The following is a 17,123-nucleotide window of genomic DNA, read 5'->3' on the forward strand; positions in this document are numbered from 1 at the left end:
GGTTGTTGCGGAGCCGGGCACGCTGAAAGAGCCGCCCGGCCGTGATCACCGGGTGCGGGAGCAACAACCTGTGGAGGGTGCTCGCCGCTGTTAGCGGCTGCGCAGACGCAGCGAAGCAGTGCCGTACAACATGTCACCGAGTGTAGGCGATCCCGTCGCCATTCAGCGACTCAATATCCCGTCTCTGCCCAAAGACGCGGAGATCCGTATCAATGCTGGCCAGTACGAATCCCGAGCTAACCCAAGGCCGCAGAGCCTCGGCATCATCGAGATTCGTTCCGTGAGAGACCTCGACAGATCTGCCACGCGTCTTGCAGATCGAGGTCGGGAAGGCGCCGGCTCACCTGTGTGAGGAGCAGGTAAGGGGTGGTTTGGGTGACGGTGTCGATGCGGGTGATGTCGGCCGGGGACGGCTACAAGTACCTGCTGCGCACCGTGGCGGCGGGTGACGGTGACCGGTCGCTGTCCACTCCGCTGACCCGCTACTACGCCGAGGCTGGCACCCCACCCGGACGCTGGCTCGGCTCCGGCGTCACCGCTCTGGGTAATGGCGAACTCACACCTGGCGCCCAGGTCTCAGAGGCACAGCTCCAGTTGCTGGTGGGGATGGGGCGGGATCCGATTACTGGTGTGCCATTGGGGCGGGCGTATCCGGTGTACAGCTCGGCTGCGGAGCGGGTCGCGGACCGTGTCGCGCAACTTGACCCGGCGCTGGGGGCGGTGGAGCGGGGTCGCAGGGTTGCGCAGATCGAGGCGGAGGAGGCTGGGCGGGGGTCGCGGCGTGCGGTGGCGGGGTTTGATTTCACGTTCAGTGTGCCGAAGTCGGCGTCGGTGTTGTGGGCGGTTGCGGACGCGGGGACGCAGGCGTTGATTGCGCAAGCTCATCATGAGGCGGTTGCGGCGGTGGTTGCGTTCATGGAGCGCGAGGTTGCAGCCACCCGCACGGGGGCTACTGCTGGGGATGGCGCGGTTGCACAAGTTGACGTGACGGGTTTGATCGCGAAGGCGTTTGATCACTTTGATTCCCGCGCCGCGGATCCGCACTTGCATACGCATGTGGTGATCAGCAACAAGGCCCAAACGGTCTTGGATGGGAAGTGGCGGAGTTTGGATGGGCGTCCGATGCATGCCGCGGTTGTCGCGTTGTCCGAGCTGCACGAGGCCGTGTTCGCCGACCACATGACCCGCACCTTCGGCGTGAGCTGGGAGCCGCGGGAGATGGGTCGGGACCGGAACCCGTCATGGGCGATCACTGACGTCCCCGAGGAACTGGTGGCGGAGTTCTCCACCCGGGCGCGACAGATCGAGGTGGAGAAGGACCAGCTGGTAGCTGAGTACGTGGCTACCCACGGACAGCAGCCATCGGATGCCACCGTGATCCGGTTGCGCGCCCAAGCCACGCTCGCGACCCGTCCAGAGAAGCAGGTCCGCTCGTTGACGGAGCTAACAGCCGAGTGGCGCACCCGCGCCAGCCAGCAGCTCGGCACGGATGCCACCGCGTGGGCGCGGACCGTCACTGCCGGGGAACGGCAGATGCTGTTGCGGGCTGATGATGTGCCGTTAGACCTGATCGAGCAGGTCGGGCGCTCGGTGGTCGAGGTGGTCGGTGAGAAGCGCTCGACGTGGCGGCGCTGGAACCTGATGGCCGAAGCCGCCCGCCAAACGATGGGGTGGCGGTTCGCCACCGTTGAGGACCGTGAAGCCATCACCGCCATGGTCGCCGACGCTGCCGAACACGCGTCCCTGCGCCTGACCCCACCCGAGCTAGCGGTGAGTCCGGTGGAGTTTCGCCGCCCGGACGGAACCAGCGTGTTCCGCCCGAAGCACTCGACCGTGTTCTCGTCCGACACCCTCCTCGCCGCAGAGGACCGCCTCCTGCAACGGGCCCGTGCCACGACTGGCCCGAGTATCGACCTGGCCACCGTCGAAACGATCACGAGCAAGCCTGACGCCGAGGGGCGGGTGCTCGGTCCCGACCAGGCTGAAGCCTTGGCGTCGGTTGCCGTCTCGGGCCGGGTGGTGGATGTGTTGGTGGGGCCGGCGGGTGCCGGCAAGACGACGGCAATGAATGCGCTGCGCCGGGCGTGGGAGACCTCGCATGGTGCTGGGTCGGTGGTGGGGTTGGCCCCGTCGGCGGTGGCGGCGCAAGTGCTGGCCGACGATCTGGGCATTCAGACGGAGAACACGGCGAAGTGGTGGACCACCCACCAACACACCGGCGCCACCTTCCAGCCCTGGCAGCTGGTCATCATCGACGAAGCCTCCTTCGCAGGCACCCTCTCCTTGGACCGGATCACGCAGGCAGCCGAGGAAGCGGGGGTGAAGGTGCTGCTGGTCGGTGACTACGCACAGCTCCAGTCTGTCGATGCCGGTGGTGCGTTCAGCCTGTTGATTCACGACCGCGACGATGCTCCCGAGCTGGTCGACGTCCACCGCTTCACCCACGACTGGGAGAAGACCGCATCCCTGGAACTGCGGCACGGCCGCACCCCAGTCATCGACACGTACCTGGCACATGACCGCATCCATGACGGTGACGCCGAGGCCATGACCGATGCCGCCTACACCGCCTGGCGCCACGACCGACAGTCGGGGTTGGTGTCGGTGCTGATCGCTGAAACCCGCGAGAACGTCACCGCCCTCAACGTCCGAGCCCGCGCCGACCTCATCCTCGACGGCACGCTGAAGCCCGGCCCCGAAATCACTCTGTCCGACGGATCGGCAGCGGGCGTGGGTGACACGATCATCACCCGCCGCAATGACCGTCGGCTGCGGAACCGGCACGGCTGGGTCCGCAACGGCCAAACTTGGACCATCACCGCCGTGCACGGCGATGGGTCGGTCACGATCCGACCTCCCGGTGCCCGGTTCGGCAACAGCATCGTCCTGCCCGCTGACTACGTGGCTGAGCACGTCGACCTCGGCTACGCCGTCACCGCCCACCGCGCCCAAGGCCTCACCACCGACTCCGCCCATGTGCTGGTGGAGCCCACCACCACTCGGGAGAACCTGTATGTCGCGATGACCCGCGGACGCGCATCGAATCAGGCCTACGTGATCCTTGACCGTTCCGACGACCACGCTGAGCCGCATCCGGGCGACAATCCCGATGCCACCGCCCGTACGGTCCTCTATGGCGTGCTCCAACACAGCGGTGCTGAGCTGTCGGCGCACGAGACCATCACCGCCGAACAGGAGCAGTGGGGCTCGATCGCCCAACTCGCCGCCGAATACGAAACCATCGCCGCTGCAGCCCAGCACGACCGCTGGACCACCTTGGTCCGCGGCTCCGGGCTCACCGACGAGCAAGCGCAAGCGGTCATCGACTCCGACGCCTTCGGCGCATTGACCGCGGAACTGCGCCGGGCCGAAGCCAACCACCACCACATCGACACCCTCCTACCACGCCTCATCAAGGCTCGCGGGTTCGCCGACGCCGACGACATCCCCTCCGTCATCCACCACCGCCTCACCCACGCCACCACCCGACCCGCCGGCTCCGGCCGCACCCGCCAGGCACCGCGTCTCATCGCCGGGCTGATCCCCGAAGCCACCGGCCCCATGACCCCCGACATGCAACAGGCCCTGACCGAGCGCCGCCACCTCATCGAAACCCGAGCAGAAGCAGTCCTCGACACCGCCCTGCAGACGCAAGAACCATGGGCTATGGCACTCGGTCCGATACCCGCCGGCGGTCGGGAGCGGCAGCAGTGGCGACGCCGCGCCCTGGTTGTAGCCGCTTACCGTGACCGGTACCAGATCAGCGACCCGGCCCCGCTCGGCGCCCAGCCCGAGGGCACGACGCAGAAGATCGACCGCGCCCGCGCGCGGGTCGCTGCGGAACGAGCGCAGGCGGCGGTGCCTCCGCGCAGCTCCAATACCGCTCCAAGATCAGTGACCGTCGAGAGGAAGCCCGTAGGTCCGACAATGTGATCGGCATCTCCGGCCGGGCTGCATGTCACGTGACCTGTTCTGGCCGCGGAGTCGAGCTGTACCCCGAGAACGCGGAGTCGGGCTCACTGGCGGCGCCCCAGGCGACACGAACGTGGAGCGAATTGACCTCGGGAGGTACGAAGCTCCTGCATTTACGAGCGATCAGATGGTCACGACACGCGTGAGAATGACGGATCTGTGCGCAAGGCTGAAGTTTGGGGTAGTCTGAACTCGCCATCGAGAGGAGTCCCATGACCGGGCAGCGCGAACGCCAGGACTGGCGCGGCGAGTTCACACGAGAGGAACTATGTGCAATCCGCCGGGATGTTCCGCATGCGATCCAGAGGAGTCAGGAGCGTTCCGCCCGAGCCCACACGGAGTACGACGACCCTGATGGCGACCAAGACGTGTACGGCGCCGGTATGTCCCGTGGTGTGCAGAAGGAACTCCGCACTCTTCTCGCCAACTTCTTCTCCTACCGCGAGGTGCAGATACCCAGGAGTCGCCGCACGCTGACTTTCCTCGGCAATGCACTGATTTTCCCGCTCCGGGTGGGCAAGCAGATGCCTCGAAACCACCGCCGCATCAGACTTAACTACCTCCCGGAGTCGCGTCGCGAACTCTTGGAGCAGACCAGCAACACCAAGTACGTCGACGCCGGACTGTTCGAGCTTGACGAGGCTTTCGGTGTCGAGCAGCCCGCCCGACTCAGCGACGCGCTCACCGTCCTCAGTGAAGGTGACACGCGCGCAACACTGTTCGTGCCGTACTACAGCAGCTCGCCCCAGGGGGTCGGCACGATTTACTTCGCTCCGGCACAGCTCAACGGCCGCTACCTGGGGTTCACCGACCCCGAACGCCTCACTTATCAGGTGCCTGTTGCGGGCGAGGCGCCCGCAGCCGTGCTCGCGCCTGTTGGCAGCTTCGCGGATGGTGATCGCCCCCGCACTACCGTGAGGCTTCGCCCTCGCCCGGCCGAGAAGGAAGGCAGTTAACGATGGGCGCCCCCCGTAGTCAGTCCACAGACGCGGCTGATGTTGCGAGACTTTTCGACCCCGCCCGACTTACCCAAGCTCGACGCATCAACAAGATGTCCAAGGCAGAGCTCCACCGCAAAGTCGGCGTCTCCGCCGCCGCTATCGGACAATACGAACGTGGGGAGGTTCGCCCTCGGGCCGAAACTGTAGCCGCGCTGGCCGACGCCCTTCGCGTTCCGCCGGGTTTCTTCGCCCTTGGGCGACCTCGCGCCCAGGTCGACATCGCTGAGGCTTCCTTCCGGCGTCTCCGCTCTACCAGCGTCGCTCAACAACAGCAGGCCACTGCTTACGTCGAGCAAGCCTGGGAACTGGCGTGCTACCTCGAAGAGAGCGTCGAGTTTCCGGAAGTCGACCTTCCGGAGTGGGCCAGCGTTGACTCCGCCGATGTTCCGGACCCCGTGACTGCGGCACAAGCCGTTCGGCGACACTGGTCCTTGGGGAACGAACCCATCCGGCATCTTGTGTACCAGATCGAACAGCACGGAATCCTGACGGTCTTCTTCTCCATGAAGCAGGACGACAGCTTGGACGAGAAGAGCCGCATTGACGCGTTCTCGACCACGGCACTCCCTCGCCCGATGATCGTGCTCACACCTGACAAGGCGAACGACGTGATGCGGCACCGCTTTTCAGCAGCGCACGAACTGGGGCACATCGTGCTACATCACGGTCGACATGGGACCGACAGTCAGTTGGAACGTCAAGCAGACATGTTCGCCGCCGAGTTCCTAACCCCGCGCGACGTGATCGCCAACGAGCTACCGAGGCGGGTCAACTTCAACCGCTACGAACAGATCAGCCAGCGGTGGGGTGTCTCAGTGGCATCGCTGCTCTATCGATCCCGTGAACTTGATCTCCTCTCCGAGTCCACGGTTCGCCGCGGCTACATCACGCTGAACAGCCTTCCGCGACGGCCGATGCCTATTGGTGACTTTCCTGGAGAGCGTCCGGAGCTGCTGAAGTCAGCGATCGACCTTCTTGATGGCTCTGGGACCAGCCTCGCCAAGATCGCAGCCGACCTTCAGATGACCCCCCGTCACGTGCGACGCCTGGCAGGCATTGACGATCCGCAGCCGAAATTGACTCTCGTGCCGAATCGGCCGAATGACCCGAACTCGGCACTCCCGCACGAGTTCATGTAGAAGAAGGGGAAGAGCATCATGGGAAAGCCCAACAAGCGCGTGGTGCAACAACGCGACAACGGCGACTGGGAGGTCCGGAAGCCAGGCGCTTCGCGGGCAAGTGCGGTCACGCCAACGCAGGCCGCCGGCATTGGCAGGGCGCGCACCATCCTCGGCAACGACGGGGGCGGCGAGCTACAGGTGCGTTCCAAGAAGGGGACCATCCGTGCACAGGACACTATCGCCCCTGGCAGCGATCCACGGTCTTCAAAGGGATGATTGCCGTGCCTGTCCGCGGAGCCCAATAGGCGATCTGGCTCCGCGGACAGCCCCGTCACCGCCGACAGGAGCATCATGAAATCGAGACGACTCACGTTCTACCTCCTACGAGAGGACATCGCCGACTTCGACGATGCTCTCGACCCGGACAAGCCAAGTGTGACCGTCGAGATCGACCCATCCACCGGTATCGACGGCCGTTTCTTCTACGTCAAGCCCCAGCCATCCGTGCCGGCATGGGTTAGCTTCGTGCAACCTCTACTGACGGACCAACTCAGTGGCATCCGCTCAGCTTCCACATCGGGACTGTTGCTCCTCCGGACGAGCGGCCGGATCTTCGCGCTCACCTTCGGATATGGACGATCATTGCTTGACCTCTCCAAGATCGAGTACCAATTCGGTCTACGCGTCGCGCTCAACCGCATCGATCCTCGTCAGATCCGCAGCCTCGACACCAAGACGTTCGAGGATCTTGTCGTGTCAACCAACACTCAAGTGAGCAAGAGTGCTGAGCTGCCGACCTTTGGTGTCGACATCTCCCGAGACATTCTGCGCGCGGTAACCGGCGAACCCCGCGACCAAACATTCTCCAAGAGAATCGCTGGAGCGGACTCACTGGTCATGGGTGTCACGACCCCATCGTTGGAACTTCCTGCCATCTGCGACGACCTTTTGACTGCTTTCGACGCAGACGACTACAAGACGGACTTCGGCTGGATCGACCAGCTCTCACTCGTGCGGGATGACGCGACCGTCGAAGCACTCAACAATCTTCTTGTAGCGCAGCTGCGGACTGGGTCAACTGGGGCGACACACCTCGCCATGCCAGAGACGATCGACTGGGAGGACATCGACGGATTCACGATCGCCGGAACTCGCAGCCACGTCTACGAAGACCTGGACCTCGATGATTATCTGAGCCGACTTGGTGACGACCGCGCCACAATCACGCTGAAGAACCTTAAGACTAGGTCTGTCTCCGTCCGGTTCGGGCGCTCGGGGAACTTCGACAAGCGGTGGAACCTCTATCAGTGCATCGTGACCGAACAGCGGCTCGATAGCCGCCTTCATGTCCTCATCGAAGGACGCTGGTTCGCTGTCAGCTCCACGCTCGTCGAGGAGGTAGACGCGTTTGCTGCTGGCCTACCAGACACGCACGTGGCCCTTCCGCCGGCACGTTCAGGTGAAATCGAAGCCGACTACAACACTCGCCTGGCGGCGTCCTCGCCACAGCACCTGCTGAAATTGGACGCACGCATCAAACGACCTGGCGGTGCTAGCAGTGGCATAGAGTTCTGTGACGTCCTCTCCGACCAGGGTGACCTGATCCACGTCAAACGGAAGTCCCGCTCCGCAACATTGAGCCACCTATTCGCGCAAGGAAGCGTCTCCGCCTCCACCTTCATCAACGACGGCGCGTTCCGAACCCAAGTCCGCCAGCTGATTGAAGACGAGGTCGCGGCGGAGTCACGCGAGACCTGGCTCCGGCTCGTGCCGAGAGTCGACGAGACGGTAGATAGATCGCGGTACCGCGTCACGTACGCAGTTATCGCGAACTCGACTCGCGAGGGACGCGACTGGCTCCCGTTCTTCAGCAAGCTGAACCTGATGCAGCAAGGCCGTCAACTCGTCACCATGGGGTTCAGCGTCGCCGTGGCCCGTGTACCGATCACTGACTCCGAGTAGAGCGACACTCGGGGTCCCTCTCCAACGCACTATTTCCTTCATCGATCACGGGCCTGCGAGCCCCGCAGAGTCACGCCGACCGCGAGCAAGTGGTTCCGAATCGTGCCAGCTGAGTACCCCAAGTCGTCACCAATGCGTTTTAGTGATTCGCCGGCCCGGTAGAGCCGGGCCATCTCTCGAACCTCTGCGGAAGAAGGAGACGCTCCGCGGATGCGGACGCCTCGCCCCCGAAGCAGTGACGCCAGTCGGTGACGGCTCAGCCCGACATCGTTCGCGATCGCGCGGAGCGCCTCGCCATCGTGATACCGCCGTTCCAGAGAGTCGAGTGCCTCGCTACCGATGCTGCGGTGCGGACTTACCGGTTCTGGCTCACGTTGGGTAGGCCGCTCCGCGCGACTGCGGATCGTTCGGTGCAGTGATCTCATGTAACCCACCGGTGGGGCGAGTTTCGACAAGCCTTCTGCTAGGTCCACGGAAGATGATAAGACCGAAACTCGCCCCGCCTGATGGCGGGGCAGTTTTGTTTCTGCGGTGATGTGCGCCGGGGTGTCGATGCTGGTGTGGGCGAGGACTTTCGCGGTGGTCTGCTCGGGTGTGTAGGTGGCGTTCTCTTCGTCGTCGATGGTGATGCGGGTGAACAGGGCGCGGTTGAGGGTGCGTCGTTTGGCTGGTTCGCGCTTGCTGTAGAGGTCGTTGAGGTCGACCAGGAGATCGGTGAGCTGGTCCAAGCCTGTTCGGGCCTCGGCGTAGGTGTCGGTGAGGTTGTCGAGTCGGGTGGTGATCTGGTCGAGGCTGGCGCGGATGCGGTCTTGTTCGCTTTTGAGGAGGTCGAGTGGTATCGCGTCGGCGTAGTGGGCTTGGACGAGTTTGAGGCGTTCGGCTTCGAGCTTGTCGCGCTGGGTGGTCAGGAGCTTGCGTTCGTCCTCGCTGGATCCTTCGAGCTGATCGAACACGTCGTTGAGGACCTTTCGGACGTGCTCCGCCTGGGCGTGGCTGAGGGAGTTGCGCTGGTAGGTGCGTTCGATCTCGGCTTCGGCGGGATCGGTCGTGTGGCAGCTGAGCTTGGTGTGAACAAAGAGACCTTGCGGGTGTGGGTGCGTAAGTACAAAGCCTCGGGTCGTAGCACGCCAGCAGAATCGATCGATTTTGAGACAGAGAACCGCAGGCTTCGGGCCGAGCTGGCCGAAGCTAAGAGGGCCAATGAGATCCTGCGCCGGGCTTCGGCTTTCTTCGCGGCGGAGCTCGACCACCCATCAAAGTGATCGTCACCTTCATTGATGAGAACAAACACGAGTTTGGAGTCGAGCCAATCGTGCGTGCCCTGAAAGGGATTGCTGCACGGATTGCTGTGAGCTCGTATTACGCTTACAAGAAGCGTCAGCCATCGGCCCGGGCCCGTCGGGACCAGGCGCTCATGGCCTGTATCCGGGACGTTTATGAGGCTAACTACTCCTGCTACGGGGTACGCAAGATGTGGCGGGCGATCAACCGCGAGCACGCCGACCAGTTCGGTCCTGTGGCTCGATGCACGGTGGAGCGGTGGATGCGCCAGTTAGGCATCGACGGGCTCCGGCGCAAGCGCAAGCGCCCCAAGACAGCCTCCGCCAGAGCTGAAGAATGCCCGGATGACCTGGTCGAACGCGAGTTCAAGGCACCGGCTCCAAACCGCTTGTGGGTGGCCGACATCACCTATGTGCCTACGCGGGCTGGGTGGGTATACACGACGTTCATTCTCGATGTGTTCAACCGCCAGATCGTTGGTTGGCAGGCGACGAACCATCTGCGTGAGTCCCTGGCCAGGGATGCTCTGACGATGGCTTTGGCGGCAAAGTATCGGGCTGGCGAAGACGTCCCGGGACTTGTCCACCACAGCGATCGCGCCGTTCAATTTCGGTCAATTCGCTATGGCCAAACCCTCGCAGAATCACAGATCATCGCGTCGGTCGGATCACGCGGGGACTCATACGATAACGCCATGGCCGAGGCTCTGAACTCAGTTTATAAAGCCGAACTAATAGACGGTCACGTCTGGTCAGGTTTGATCCAGGCGATAGCAGAAACCTCTCAATGGGTGGCCTGGTACAACCAAAGGCGGCTACATTCGGCAATCGACTACCGACCACCTAACGAGTTCCATTCAGCATGGATCAACCAGGCCACGCCACAACCCGCGGCAGCATAAAAAACCAACAATAACAGCCTCTACCAAACCCGGAGCTGAACAGGCCAGAATGCCCCGATCGCGGTGAACACCGTCCCCGCAACCCTGCCCACCCGCATGGCACCCGACGGAGTCAACGTTGCCTGGGGCTCTCAGTCAGAGGAGTTCTGGAAACTCTACCGGGAAGGCATCGACCTGCCCCGATAGGTCCTCTCAGGTCAAGAACCTGAGTGACCGGCCCCTACCTATTTTGCCTGCGAATTGCTCCGCTGAGAACCGTGGCGAAGGAAGTCCATGCGGCATAGGGAGCCAGAACGGCTCCGCGCTGCGGGGCGGATTTCCATGCTCGGCGTACCAAGTCAGCGGAGCTTAGGGCCAGGGCGCCAGACCACACTGTGGCCAGCCCCTTCTTCTTCGATCGGAAGAACACCCCGGGCCAGCCGGCATTTAGCAGAAGGTTGATTCCCAGTGCCACGCTGTTGCGGCGCTGGGCATTCTTATCGTTTTTATCGTCGGATTCCAGGTTGTCGGACAGGACTAACGAGTTCACCACAGCAATATCGGCGTACAACGCAGTCCAGACGACCGGGAAAATCCACGCCGGGGGCTGCCACGACGGCAGGTTCAAGCGGTGATATTCCTTGTTATTCGGATCGGCAAGGACGCTGCCCACGGTCGCGCATGCGGTAACCGCAGCTCCCACCGTTGCGAAAGTACGCAGCCAGCGACGCGTATCTACATGCTCCGTAGCAGCCAGGACAGCTTCTTCAAAGGACTGATTACCGCCCTCCGGAGTGCCGATGTAGGACTCCAGGTCGCGCTCCTTGACCACCGTGTCATGCATCAAACTCCCAATAAGAGGCTTCGCAATCTGAGCGTCAACGGGTGTGACCAGAGAGATCCAGTGCGCAGCGAGCTCGGGTGTTGCCACGGGAGCAGAGAAAATCACCCTCGGGCCAAGTCGGAGCGTAGCCGCGTATTCCTTCATCATGTCCGCATACCTGTGAGTATCCGGGCCTCCGACGTCGAAGGTGCGGTTGACCTCCTCGGGCAAGTCTGCGGCACCGGCGAGGTAGAAGACGACGTCTCGGACGGAAATAGGCGTGATTTTGTTTTGAATCCACTTAGGACCGATGGCACCCGGGAGGCGTTCGGAAAGATGCCTGAGCATCTCGAAAGATATCGACCCCGCACCGAGCACTACACCCGCCTGGAGCGCAGCCGTGGGAACGTCAGAGTTGAGGAATACCTCGCCAACTTTCACCCGGGAATCCAAATGCTCGGATAGTTCCTCACCGTCGGGGTGCAGACCGCCCAGGTAGACAATTCGTCCCACCTCGTGCTTCTCTGCGGCCTTGGCGAAATCCCTAGCCATGGCGACCTCTGTGTCTTTGAAATCGTCATCGCTGGACATAGAATGCACCAGATACCAGGCCACATCGATGTCCCTTAGGGCCTGGTCGAGGTCCTCGGGCCGCGATGCGTCACCTTCAAAGACCTCAACCTGGCCGGCACCAGCGGTGTCCCCCTCGTCAACGATATGGTCACCCCACTCCATGGACAGGGCCTTGTCACGGCTACGAGACAAGGTGCGCACGGCCCACCCCCTATCAATTAGCTCACGGGTGACGTTCCCACCGACGTAACCGGTAGCTCCGGTGACCAGGGCCAGACGTGGGGTGGATGTGGTGTTGTCTGTGTCCATGACAGACTTGTCCTCTCGTTGGCGATTGCCAAATACGCTATGTGGTCCCAGCATACGTACCCTTGCCAATTCGGCCACAGGTGTGCTTCTCGTGCCAGACTGGTCTTATGCCATCTTCAGTCCCCAACACTCTCATTGCACCAGCGATGGGCCGGATTGCCTTCAGGGTCCTTCTTCCTGCTGCGCTGGGGGCAATCGGCTTATTCGTCTCGGCCATTTCGGGAGCCGGGTCGGTCGGTTTCTATGCGGCGACATTTTTCACGGCAGCAGTATGGCTCGTCTCATGGCTACTGGCGGGGCAACGCGACGCGTTTACCGGCAACTACCTGCGGGAATCGGCTAGAGGCATGGCGCTGGGGCTCGGTCTCGTCGCCGTGTTCATCGTTGGCGCGATGGGAGTCCGTTTCGTCCCGACTTTGGCAGTCCCCGTCGCTGAGCTGCTCGCGAACATGGCAACCAGCACGGTGTGGCTGACACTCGTCACGTTGGTCGTCAACGGCATCGGTGAGGAAATGTTTTTCAGGGGCGTCGCCCAGAGCGAATTTGACCGAAGTTTGAAACCTTCGATGGCGATCATCTCTCAAATAGCTCTCTACATTGCAGTCACCGCGACGATGGGAGTCCCCCTTCTTTTCGTCGCCGCCCTCCTCATCGGAGGATTCGCGACTATGGAAGTAAAGAGGTCGAACAGACTAATCTCGGCAGCTGTAATGCATCTCACCTGGGGCGTAGGCATGGCGTTTCTGCTGCCGGTATTCATCCACTGAAAAATAATTCGCTAGATTCCCCAAGAAGCTGTCCAGGCAGAACTGGCTCGCCGCGCAGACCGGGGAACCTCCACCAGCCATCCGTTCGCGAACAAGATTAAATGCGCCGATTGCGGCGGCTGGTTCGGCCGGAAAGTCTGGCACTCCACCGCAGCATCCACCGCCCAGGGACACGCTAGGCTGATCAACCATTTGCACCCCCGCCGCAAATGCACTCACCCAGCGGCTTGTATCAAAATGAACGTGTAAGTAACGTTTCAGCCGCGGCATTGAATACATGCCGCGGCTGAAAAAAGGGGCCGAGGGGCGGAATCCGGTTAAACCCAACCCCGGGCACTTCCGTCAGTCGTCGTCTTCTTCGGACAGCGTGAGCGAAAGCCAGTCGGCAATTTCGTCGCTTAGCTGCTCATCAGTCGGCAGCGGGCCAAAGAGCATCAGCTTCAGCGTTTCGATCCAATAGGTGAATCTGCTGTTCGCCGCGACGTATGCACCCGAAGAGTACCCGCTGGGGAACTCTTCACTCGGGCAGGTCAGCCAATCCACGTGCTGTGTCCGTGGGGTAGCGACGACACGAAAGTGGTGCCCCTCGACTTCGAGGTAGGTGGTGCGGCGTCTGCGGAGCTTCATGGATCACGTTGTATCACAGGTGTCCAAAACGCGATAGATTCCAATCCTGGCTTTGATGCGGCGCAAAACGCACGAAGAAAACAGCACCCGGAACCAAGCCGCGAAAGGAAACTCGCGTTGACACCGATCCTCCGCCGACTGCGCACTTCCGATGTGACCGCTGTTTTGGACGCATTCTTGTCCGCCCCGGATATGGCCCGGCAAGGCGATGTGACAACCCTTGCGGATGCTGAGCGCTATGTCGGCAAACTGTGCGAAGCTTCTTCCCCCCACCGGCCGTGGGCAGTCTGCGACAGCGAGTCTCTTGTCGGTGTGGTCTGTGTGACCGTCGACGAAGAGAACCGTTCTGGCTGGTTCTGGTACTGGATGACTGCACGGGCCCGCGGCCGAGGCTGGACAAGCAGGGCAGCAGCCACCGAGGCAGATTGGGCACTCGACCACGAAGGCTTGGAACGGCTTGAACTCGGCCACCGGGTGAACAACCCTGCATCCGGACATGTGGCGCGATCCGCTGGCTTCATCAAAGAGGGCACCGAGCGAGCAAAGTTCCTCATTGACGGCCAGCGGATCGACGTTGACACCTACGGGAGGCTGACGACCGACCCGCACCCGACATACGACAGCATCCCTATGCGGATTGAATAATGACGGCTGTGAACCTGTGCCTTCAACACAGCAGTGCGAGTGGGACAACGGCCACACCGTCCGGTCTTCGGTAAGCATCTGTGCCCGTTGTGACCACGACCTTGTCCGCCAAGCGCGGACCGATGTGATCGCCCAACCAATGCAGGTGGCGAACGTCCCTGTCCGTGGGTGTTGGCTTCAACTTCACTTCGAAGGCAACGACCCTGCCGTCGTACCGTTCAAGAATCAGGTCGATCTCCTGTGCTCCGCCTTGTGTGCGCAGATGTGAGACCTTCGCCTCGGAAGCCTGTCCAGCCGCGCGAACAGTGAGAGTGACCAGCGATTCGAAGAGCTGGCCAAACAGCTCCCACGAGCCGGGCTCGCCGGAGGTAAGGATGTTCGGCGTAAGACCGAGCAGAGCGGCCGCAATGCCGGGATCAAATATCTGATGCTTCGGGGCAGCAGTGAGCTTTTTGAATGGGGAGGGGTTGGGGAACCATGCCGGTACCGGATCCAACAGCCATAGTTTGCTGAGGATGTCGCGGTAACCCAGAGCCGAATCTTTGGAGATTTTGGCAGCGTCACCCGGAGAGGCGGCGTTCAGAATTTTGGTGTACGAGGTGGTGGTTGAGGATGCCGCTGCGTATGCCGCCCACCATGCACGCAGCGATTCTGGTTTGCGCACCAGGAGTCCCTGCTCTGGAACGTCGCGGTCGATAACGCGCTGAACATAGGCGTCGATGAGCTGGCGACGAAGCCGGGCTGGCTGTCGGCAGACGCCCGGCAGTCCGGTAGCGGACAGTGCTTCAGCATAGTCTGTCAGCGAATAGTCTGTGTGGCCGGAGATTGTGGCTGTGCCTGTGAAGAGCTCAGCGATTTTGACCGTTGGTGAGGTGTCAGCGCGCTCAGACAGGGCGAGTGGTCGCATCCGTAGGCTGATCACACGTCCGGCGCCTGAGTGCGTATCGACGCCCTGCTTGGGTGTGGCGCTTCCGGTCAGCAGGTAGCGCGTGGTTACCTGCTTGTCTACATTCCTCCTCACCGCATCCCAAACTTGAGGCAAGTGCTGCCATTCATCGATGCACAGTGTGTCTTCGGCAACCAATAGGGCGTCCATGTCAGCTCGAAGGAGCTCCCGTTCGCTGTCACGGTCGAGGAAGTATGTTCGATTCGCTCGCCTTGTGGCCGTCTCGGACTTGCCCACTGCTTTTGGTCCGTCGATGGCGATGGCAGATGCCCCCGTCAGCTCGTCCAATTCAAGGTCGATGTAGCGCGGGAGATACGAGGGGCTGTCAGTCGGGTAGTCGATGGCCATAGTCTGAACAATAGCAGGCTAACCGCCGATTTATCGAGGAGATAACCGCCAACTTATCGCCTCGTTACCAGGCAGTTTATCGGCCTGTTAGCCGCTAATTTATCGGCCCGGTGCCTGAACAGACACTTCACCGCGCCCCTCACTGTGCTCCGGCGAGGTGGGGGTAGTGCTTCTCGGTCACATTGGGGTGGCTGCGCAGGCGGGAAGCGAAGGCGTTGTCGCCGTAGACGGTGTGCAGGACATCGAGTTCGTCGACCGAGACCCCGCGCGCCTTCGAGGCAAGCCCCGGCGGGAGAGTCACTGCCGGCAGCTGCGCGCTCAGTGCTGGGTTGTAGAAGAACGGCACCGAGATCCTGTCTTCACCGGGCTTAGTCGGCAGCACACGGTGGAGAGTGGCTTTGAGGTAGCCGTCGGTTGCGACTTCCAGCAGTTTGCCGATGTTGACGATGAAAGTGTTCTCAATCGGGTCAGCATCGATCCACCCGTCGGCTGTCAGCACCTGCAGTCCCGAAGTTCCCGGCTGTGGGTACAGCAGTGTGAGTGTTCCGGAGTCGCGGTGTTCGCCCACGCCCTGCGTGACCGAGTCATCCTCGGCTGCGGGGTAGCGGACGATCTTGATGAACGATTCGGGCTCATTCGCAAATGCGGGTGCGAAGTGATCAGCCGGCTGGCCCAGGCTCAGCGCCCATTCGCTCAGCAGCTTGTCGCCGACTTCTGTGAGCTGCTTAAACCAGCTGTCGGTGATGGTTTTGAGCTCCGGGAGTGACTCCGGGTACTGATTGGGGCCGCGTAGGTTGTCGTAATCGTGTTCCGGTTCGGCAATCGCGGGCCGGTCAGCACCGATGTCGATCTGTTCGCGCCAGTCGACAACACCTCGCGTGTGTTCGCCGCCGGTGCGGGTGTATCCGCGGAAGTGCTTGGAGTGAGTGTTCTCAATTGCGAGTTTCTCTTCTTCCGGCAGGTCGAAGAACTTCTGCGAGACTTCGAGAATCTGTGCGAAATCCTCAGCGGGAATTCCGTGACCTGTCAGGTAGAAGAACCCGATTTCGTGTGTCACCCGGCGCAGCTCTTCGCGGAACTGCTCGGCGGTTGCCGGGTCGTCGGCCAGGCTGAGATCAAGGATGGGCAGCTGTTTCGCGGTCATGGGCGCCTCTGCATTCTTCGGTGGAATTGCTCAACACCGCCGACGCTAGGCACGCACGAGGCGCCCTCGCGGCTCCACTGTCACGGCCGGAAAGATTCCGTCATCTTGGGGTGGTTTCTTTGACGCTCTGTGACAGACGATGACTGAAATGCCAGACCGGCTCCAGCCTTCAACCTCGGAGCCTGCGCTCAGAGCCCGCCGAAGGAAACCCCCGGCTCGGGGTGAGAAGTCACGAGGTGCGGAATCTGGGGGAGCGCTCCGTCATCGCGGATGAAGGTGCACAGCACTAGGGCGGCGTCATCGAGTCCCGCCTCTTCGCTGTTGCGGCCCTTCTTTGTGGGAAGCCCGTAGATGAGCGGTTCACTGTCAGTGAGCACTTCAGCCTGATAGCAGCGCTCACCCTTGTACAGCGCCTGAGCGCTCAACGCTGGGTCACCAGACTTCTGAACTGCGGCGAACGCCCATTCCTCCAGTCCCGCAAGTGCCGAGCGCACCTGGTCGAAGGATCCGATCGCAGTGGGATTCTCACCATCGATGAGCAGCTCCCAACCGTCAGGCGCCTGCGCCGCGAAATTAAAATCCACTGCGGGTACCGGGCTCGCGTCAGGGGAATCGCCAAGCGGAGCCGCCGCCGGCTCGCTGTGCTTCTTCTTGAAAAAGGAGAACATCGTGACCTCTCTGTCGTTAGGCAACCAGTGTTACATCGGCTAAGCCTTTGAGCAGG

15 protein-coding genes and 1 other annotated feature are annotated in these 17,123 nt (G+C 62.0%); of the genes, 10 read left to right on the plus strand and 5 right to left on the minus strand.

From position 1 onward, the window contains the following. Window positions 1-387: 387 nt before the first annotated feature. The 8 genes from mobF (at window position 388) to Bravens_RS10845 (ending at window position 10,424) form a co-directional block, all read left to right on the plus strand. On the plus strand, window positions 388-3,933 hold the full coding sequence (gene mobF / locus Bravens_RS05280) for a MobF family relaxase (protein WP_062022261.1): 3,546 nt from the start codon (window positions 388-390) through the stop codon (window positions 3,931-3,933). A gap of 251 nt (window positions 3,934-4,184) precedes the next feature. Beyond that, window positions 4,185-4,928: a hypothetical protein gene (locus tag Bravens_RS05285; RefSeq protein ID WP_062021011.1), complete on the plus strand. Its 744-nt coding sequence runs from the start codon at window positions 4,185-4,187 to the stop codon at window positions 4,926-4,928. A gap of 2 nt (window positions 4,929-4,930) precedes the next feature. Beyond that, entirely contained in the window at window positions 4,931-6,112 is a 1,182-nt protein-coding gene (locus Bravens_RS05290) for a helix-turn-helix domain-containing protein (RefSeq protein ID WP_062021014.1), read from the plus strand. A gap of 18 nt (window positions 6,113-6,130) precedes the next feature. Beyond that, on the plus strand, window positions 6,131-6,370 hold the full coding sequence (locus Bravens_RS10905; RefSeq protein WP_062021017.1) for a DUF2188 domain-containing protein: 240 nt from the start codon (window positions 6,131-6,133) through the stop codon (window positions 6,368-6,370). Window positions 6,371-6,445: 75 nt separating this feature from the next. After that, window positions 6,446-8,056 carry a DUF6119 family protein gene (locus Bravens_RS05300; protein WP_062021020.1) on the plus strand — a complete coding sequence of 537 codons (1,611 nt, stop codon included), beginning with the start codon at window positions 6,446-6,448 and terminating at the stop codon, window positions 8,054-8,056. Window positions 8,057-8,562: 506 nt separating this feature from the next. Beyond that, window positions 8,563-9,318 carry a transposase gene (locus Bravens_RS10910; protein ID WP_425304150.1) on the plus strand — a complete coding sequence of 252 codons (756 nt, stop codon included), beginning with the start codon at window positions 8,563-8,565 and terminating at the stop codon, window positions 9,316-9,318. Beyond that, window positions 9,279-9,395 (plus strand) — a sequence feature (AL1L pseudoknot). (Overlaps the previous gene by 40 nt.) Then, window positions 9,315-10,238 (plus strand): IS3 family transposase, encoded by a 924-nt coding sequence (locus tag Bravens_RS05315; RefSeq protein WP_062021026.1) that lies wholly within the window; start codon window positions 9,315-9,317, stop codon window positions 10,236-10,238. It overlaps the preceding feature by 81 nt. Before Bravens_RS10910 ends, Bravens_RS05315 begins: the two co-directional genes overlap by 4 nt. Window positions 10,239-10,301: 63 nt before the next feature. Beyond that, window positions 10,302-10,424, plus strand: a complete 123-nt coding sequence (locus Bravens_RS10845) for a hypothetical protein (RefSeq protein ID WP_280512871.1) — start codon at window positions 10,302-10,304, stop codon at window positions 10,422-10,424. Between the two features lie 34 nt (window positions 10,425-10,458). Here the strand turns inward: Bravens_RS10845 and Bravens_RS05320 are convergent, their stop codons facing one another. Beyond that, window positions 10,459-11,922, minus strand: coding sequence for a tryptophan-rich sensory protein (locus Bravens_RS05320; RefSeq protein WP_062021029.1), 1,464 nt, complete (start codon window positions 11,920-11,922; stop codon window positions 10,459-10,461). Between the two features lie 107 nt (window positions 11,923-12,029). On the opposite strand from Bravens_RS05320, the gene Bravens_RS05325 reads away from it, so the two are divergent. Beyond that, window positions 12,030-12,689 (plus strand): CPBP family intramembrane glutamic endopeptidase, encoded by a 660-nt coding sequence (locus Bravens_RS05325; protein WP_082791049.1) that lies wholly within the window; start codon window positions 12,030-12,032, stop codon window positions 12,687-12,689. A gap of 342 nt (window positions 12,690-13,031) precedes the next feature. On the opposite strand, the gene Bravens_RS05330 is transcribed toward Bravens_RS05325, so the two are convergent. Beyond that, on the minus strand, window positions 13,032-13,316 hold the full coding sequence (locus Bravens_RS05330; RefSeq protein WP_062021033.1) for a hypothetical protein: 285 nt from the start codon (window positions 13,314-13,316) through the stop codon (window positions 13,032-13,034). A 117-nt stretch (window positions 13,317-13,433) separates the two neighbouring features. Between Bravens_RS05330 and Bravens_RS05335 the strand changes: the two genes are divergently transcribed. Then, the gene (locus Bravens_RS05335; RefSeq protein ID WP_062021036.1) at window positions 13,434-13,961 is read left to right on the plus strand and encodes a GNAT family N-acetyltransferase; all 528 of its coding nucleotides are present in this window, start codon (window positions 13,434-13,436) and stop codon (window positions 13,959-13,961) included. A gap of 22 nt (window positions 13,962-13,983) precedes the next feature. On the opposite strand, the gene Bravens_RS05340 is transcribed toward Bravens_RS05335, so the two are convergent. The 3 genes from Bravens_RS05340 to Bravens_RS05350 all read right to left on the minus strand — a co-directional run bounded on the left by Bravens_RS05340 (window position 13,984) and on the right by Bravens_RS05350 (window position 17,067). Further along, window positions 13,984-15,255: an ATP-binding protein gene (locus tag Bravens_RS05340; RefSeq protein WP_061943109.1), complete on the minus strand. Its 1,272-nt coding sequence runs from the start codon at window positions 15,253-15,255 to the stop codon at window positions 13,984-13,986. 139 nt (window positions 15,256-15,394) lie between these two features. Further along, on the minus strand, window positions 15,395-16,399 hold the full coding sequence (locus Bravens_RS05345) for an isopenicillin N synthase family dioxygenase (RefSeq protein ID WP_062021038.1): 1,005 nt from the start codon (window positions 16,397-16,399) through the stop codon (window positions 15,395-15,397). 188 nt (window positions 16,400-16,587) lie between these two features. Further along, window positions 16,588-17,067 (minus strand): hypothetical protein, encoded by a 480-nt coding sequence (locus Bravens_RS05350; RefSeq protein ID WP_062021041.1) that lies wholly within the window; start codon window positions 17,065-17,067, stop codon window positions 16,588-16,590. Window positions 17,068-17,123: the final 56 nt, after the last annotated feature.

This window comes from Brevibacterium ravenspurgense (genome assembly GCF_001584615.1).
Classification (GTDB): domain Bacteria; phylum Actinomycetota; class Actinomycetes; order Actinomycetales; family Brevibacteriaceae; genus Brevibacterium; species Brevibacterium ravenspurgense.

Bases quoted from the DNA above. Each gene is read 5' to 3' on its own strand.
- Bravens_RS05330 (WP_062021033.1), bottom strand. From the start codon at position 13,316: ATGAAGCTCCGCAGACGCCGCACCACCTACCTCGAAGTCGAGGGGCAC.
- Bravens_RS05300 (WP_062021020.1), top strand. From the start codon at position 6,446: ATGAAATCGAGACGACTCACGTTCTACCTCCTACGAGAGGACATCGCC.
- mobF (WP_062022261.1), top strand. From the start codon at position 388: ATGCGGGTGATGTCGGCCGGGGACGGCTACAAGTACCTGCTGCGCACC.
- Bravens_RS05290 (WP_062021014.1), top strand. From the start codon at position 4,931: ATGGGCGCCCCCCGTAGTCAGTCCACAGACGCGGCTGATGTTGCGAGA.
- Bravens_RS05345 (WP_062021038.1), bottom strand. From the start codon at position 16,399: ATGACCGCGAAACAGCTGCCCATCCTTGATCTCAGCCTGGCCGACGAC.
- Bravens_RS05325 (WP_082791049.1), top strand. From the start codon at position 12,030: ATGCCATCTTCAGTCCCCAACACTCTCATTGCACCAGCGATGGGCCGG.
- Bravens_RS05350 (WP_062021041.1), bottom strand. From the start codon at position 17,067: ATGTTCTCCTTTTTCAAGAAGAAGCACAGCGAGCCGGCGGCGGCTCCG.
- Bravens_RS05320 (WP_062021029.1), bottom strand. From the start codon at position 11,922: ATGGACACAGACAACACCACATCCACCCCACGTCTGGCCCTGGTCACC.
- Bravens_RS10905 (WP_062021017.1), top strand. From the start codon at position 6,131: ATGGGAAAGCCCAACAAGCGCGTGGTGCAACAACGCGACAACGGCGAC.
- Bravens_RS05285 (WP_062021011.1), top strand. From the start codon at position 4,185: ATGACCGGGCAGCGCGAACGCCAGGACTGGCGCGGCGAGTTCACACGA.
- Bravens_RS05340 (WP_061943109.1), bottom strand. From the start codon at position 15,255: ATGGCCATCGACTACCCGACTGACAGCCCCTCGTATCTCCCGCGCTAC.
- Bravens_RS10910 (WP_425304150.1), top strand. From the start codon at position 8,563: ATGGCGGGGCAGTTTTGTTTCTGCGGTGATGTGCGCCGGGGTGTCGAT.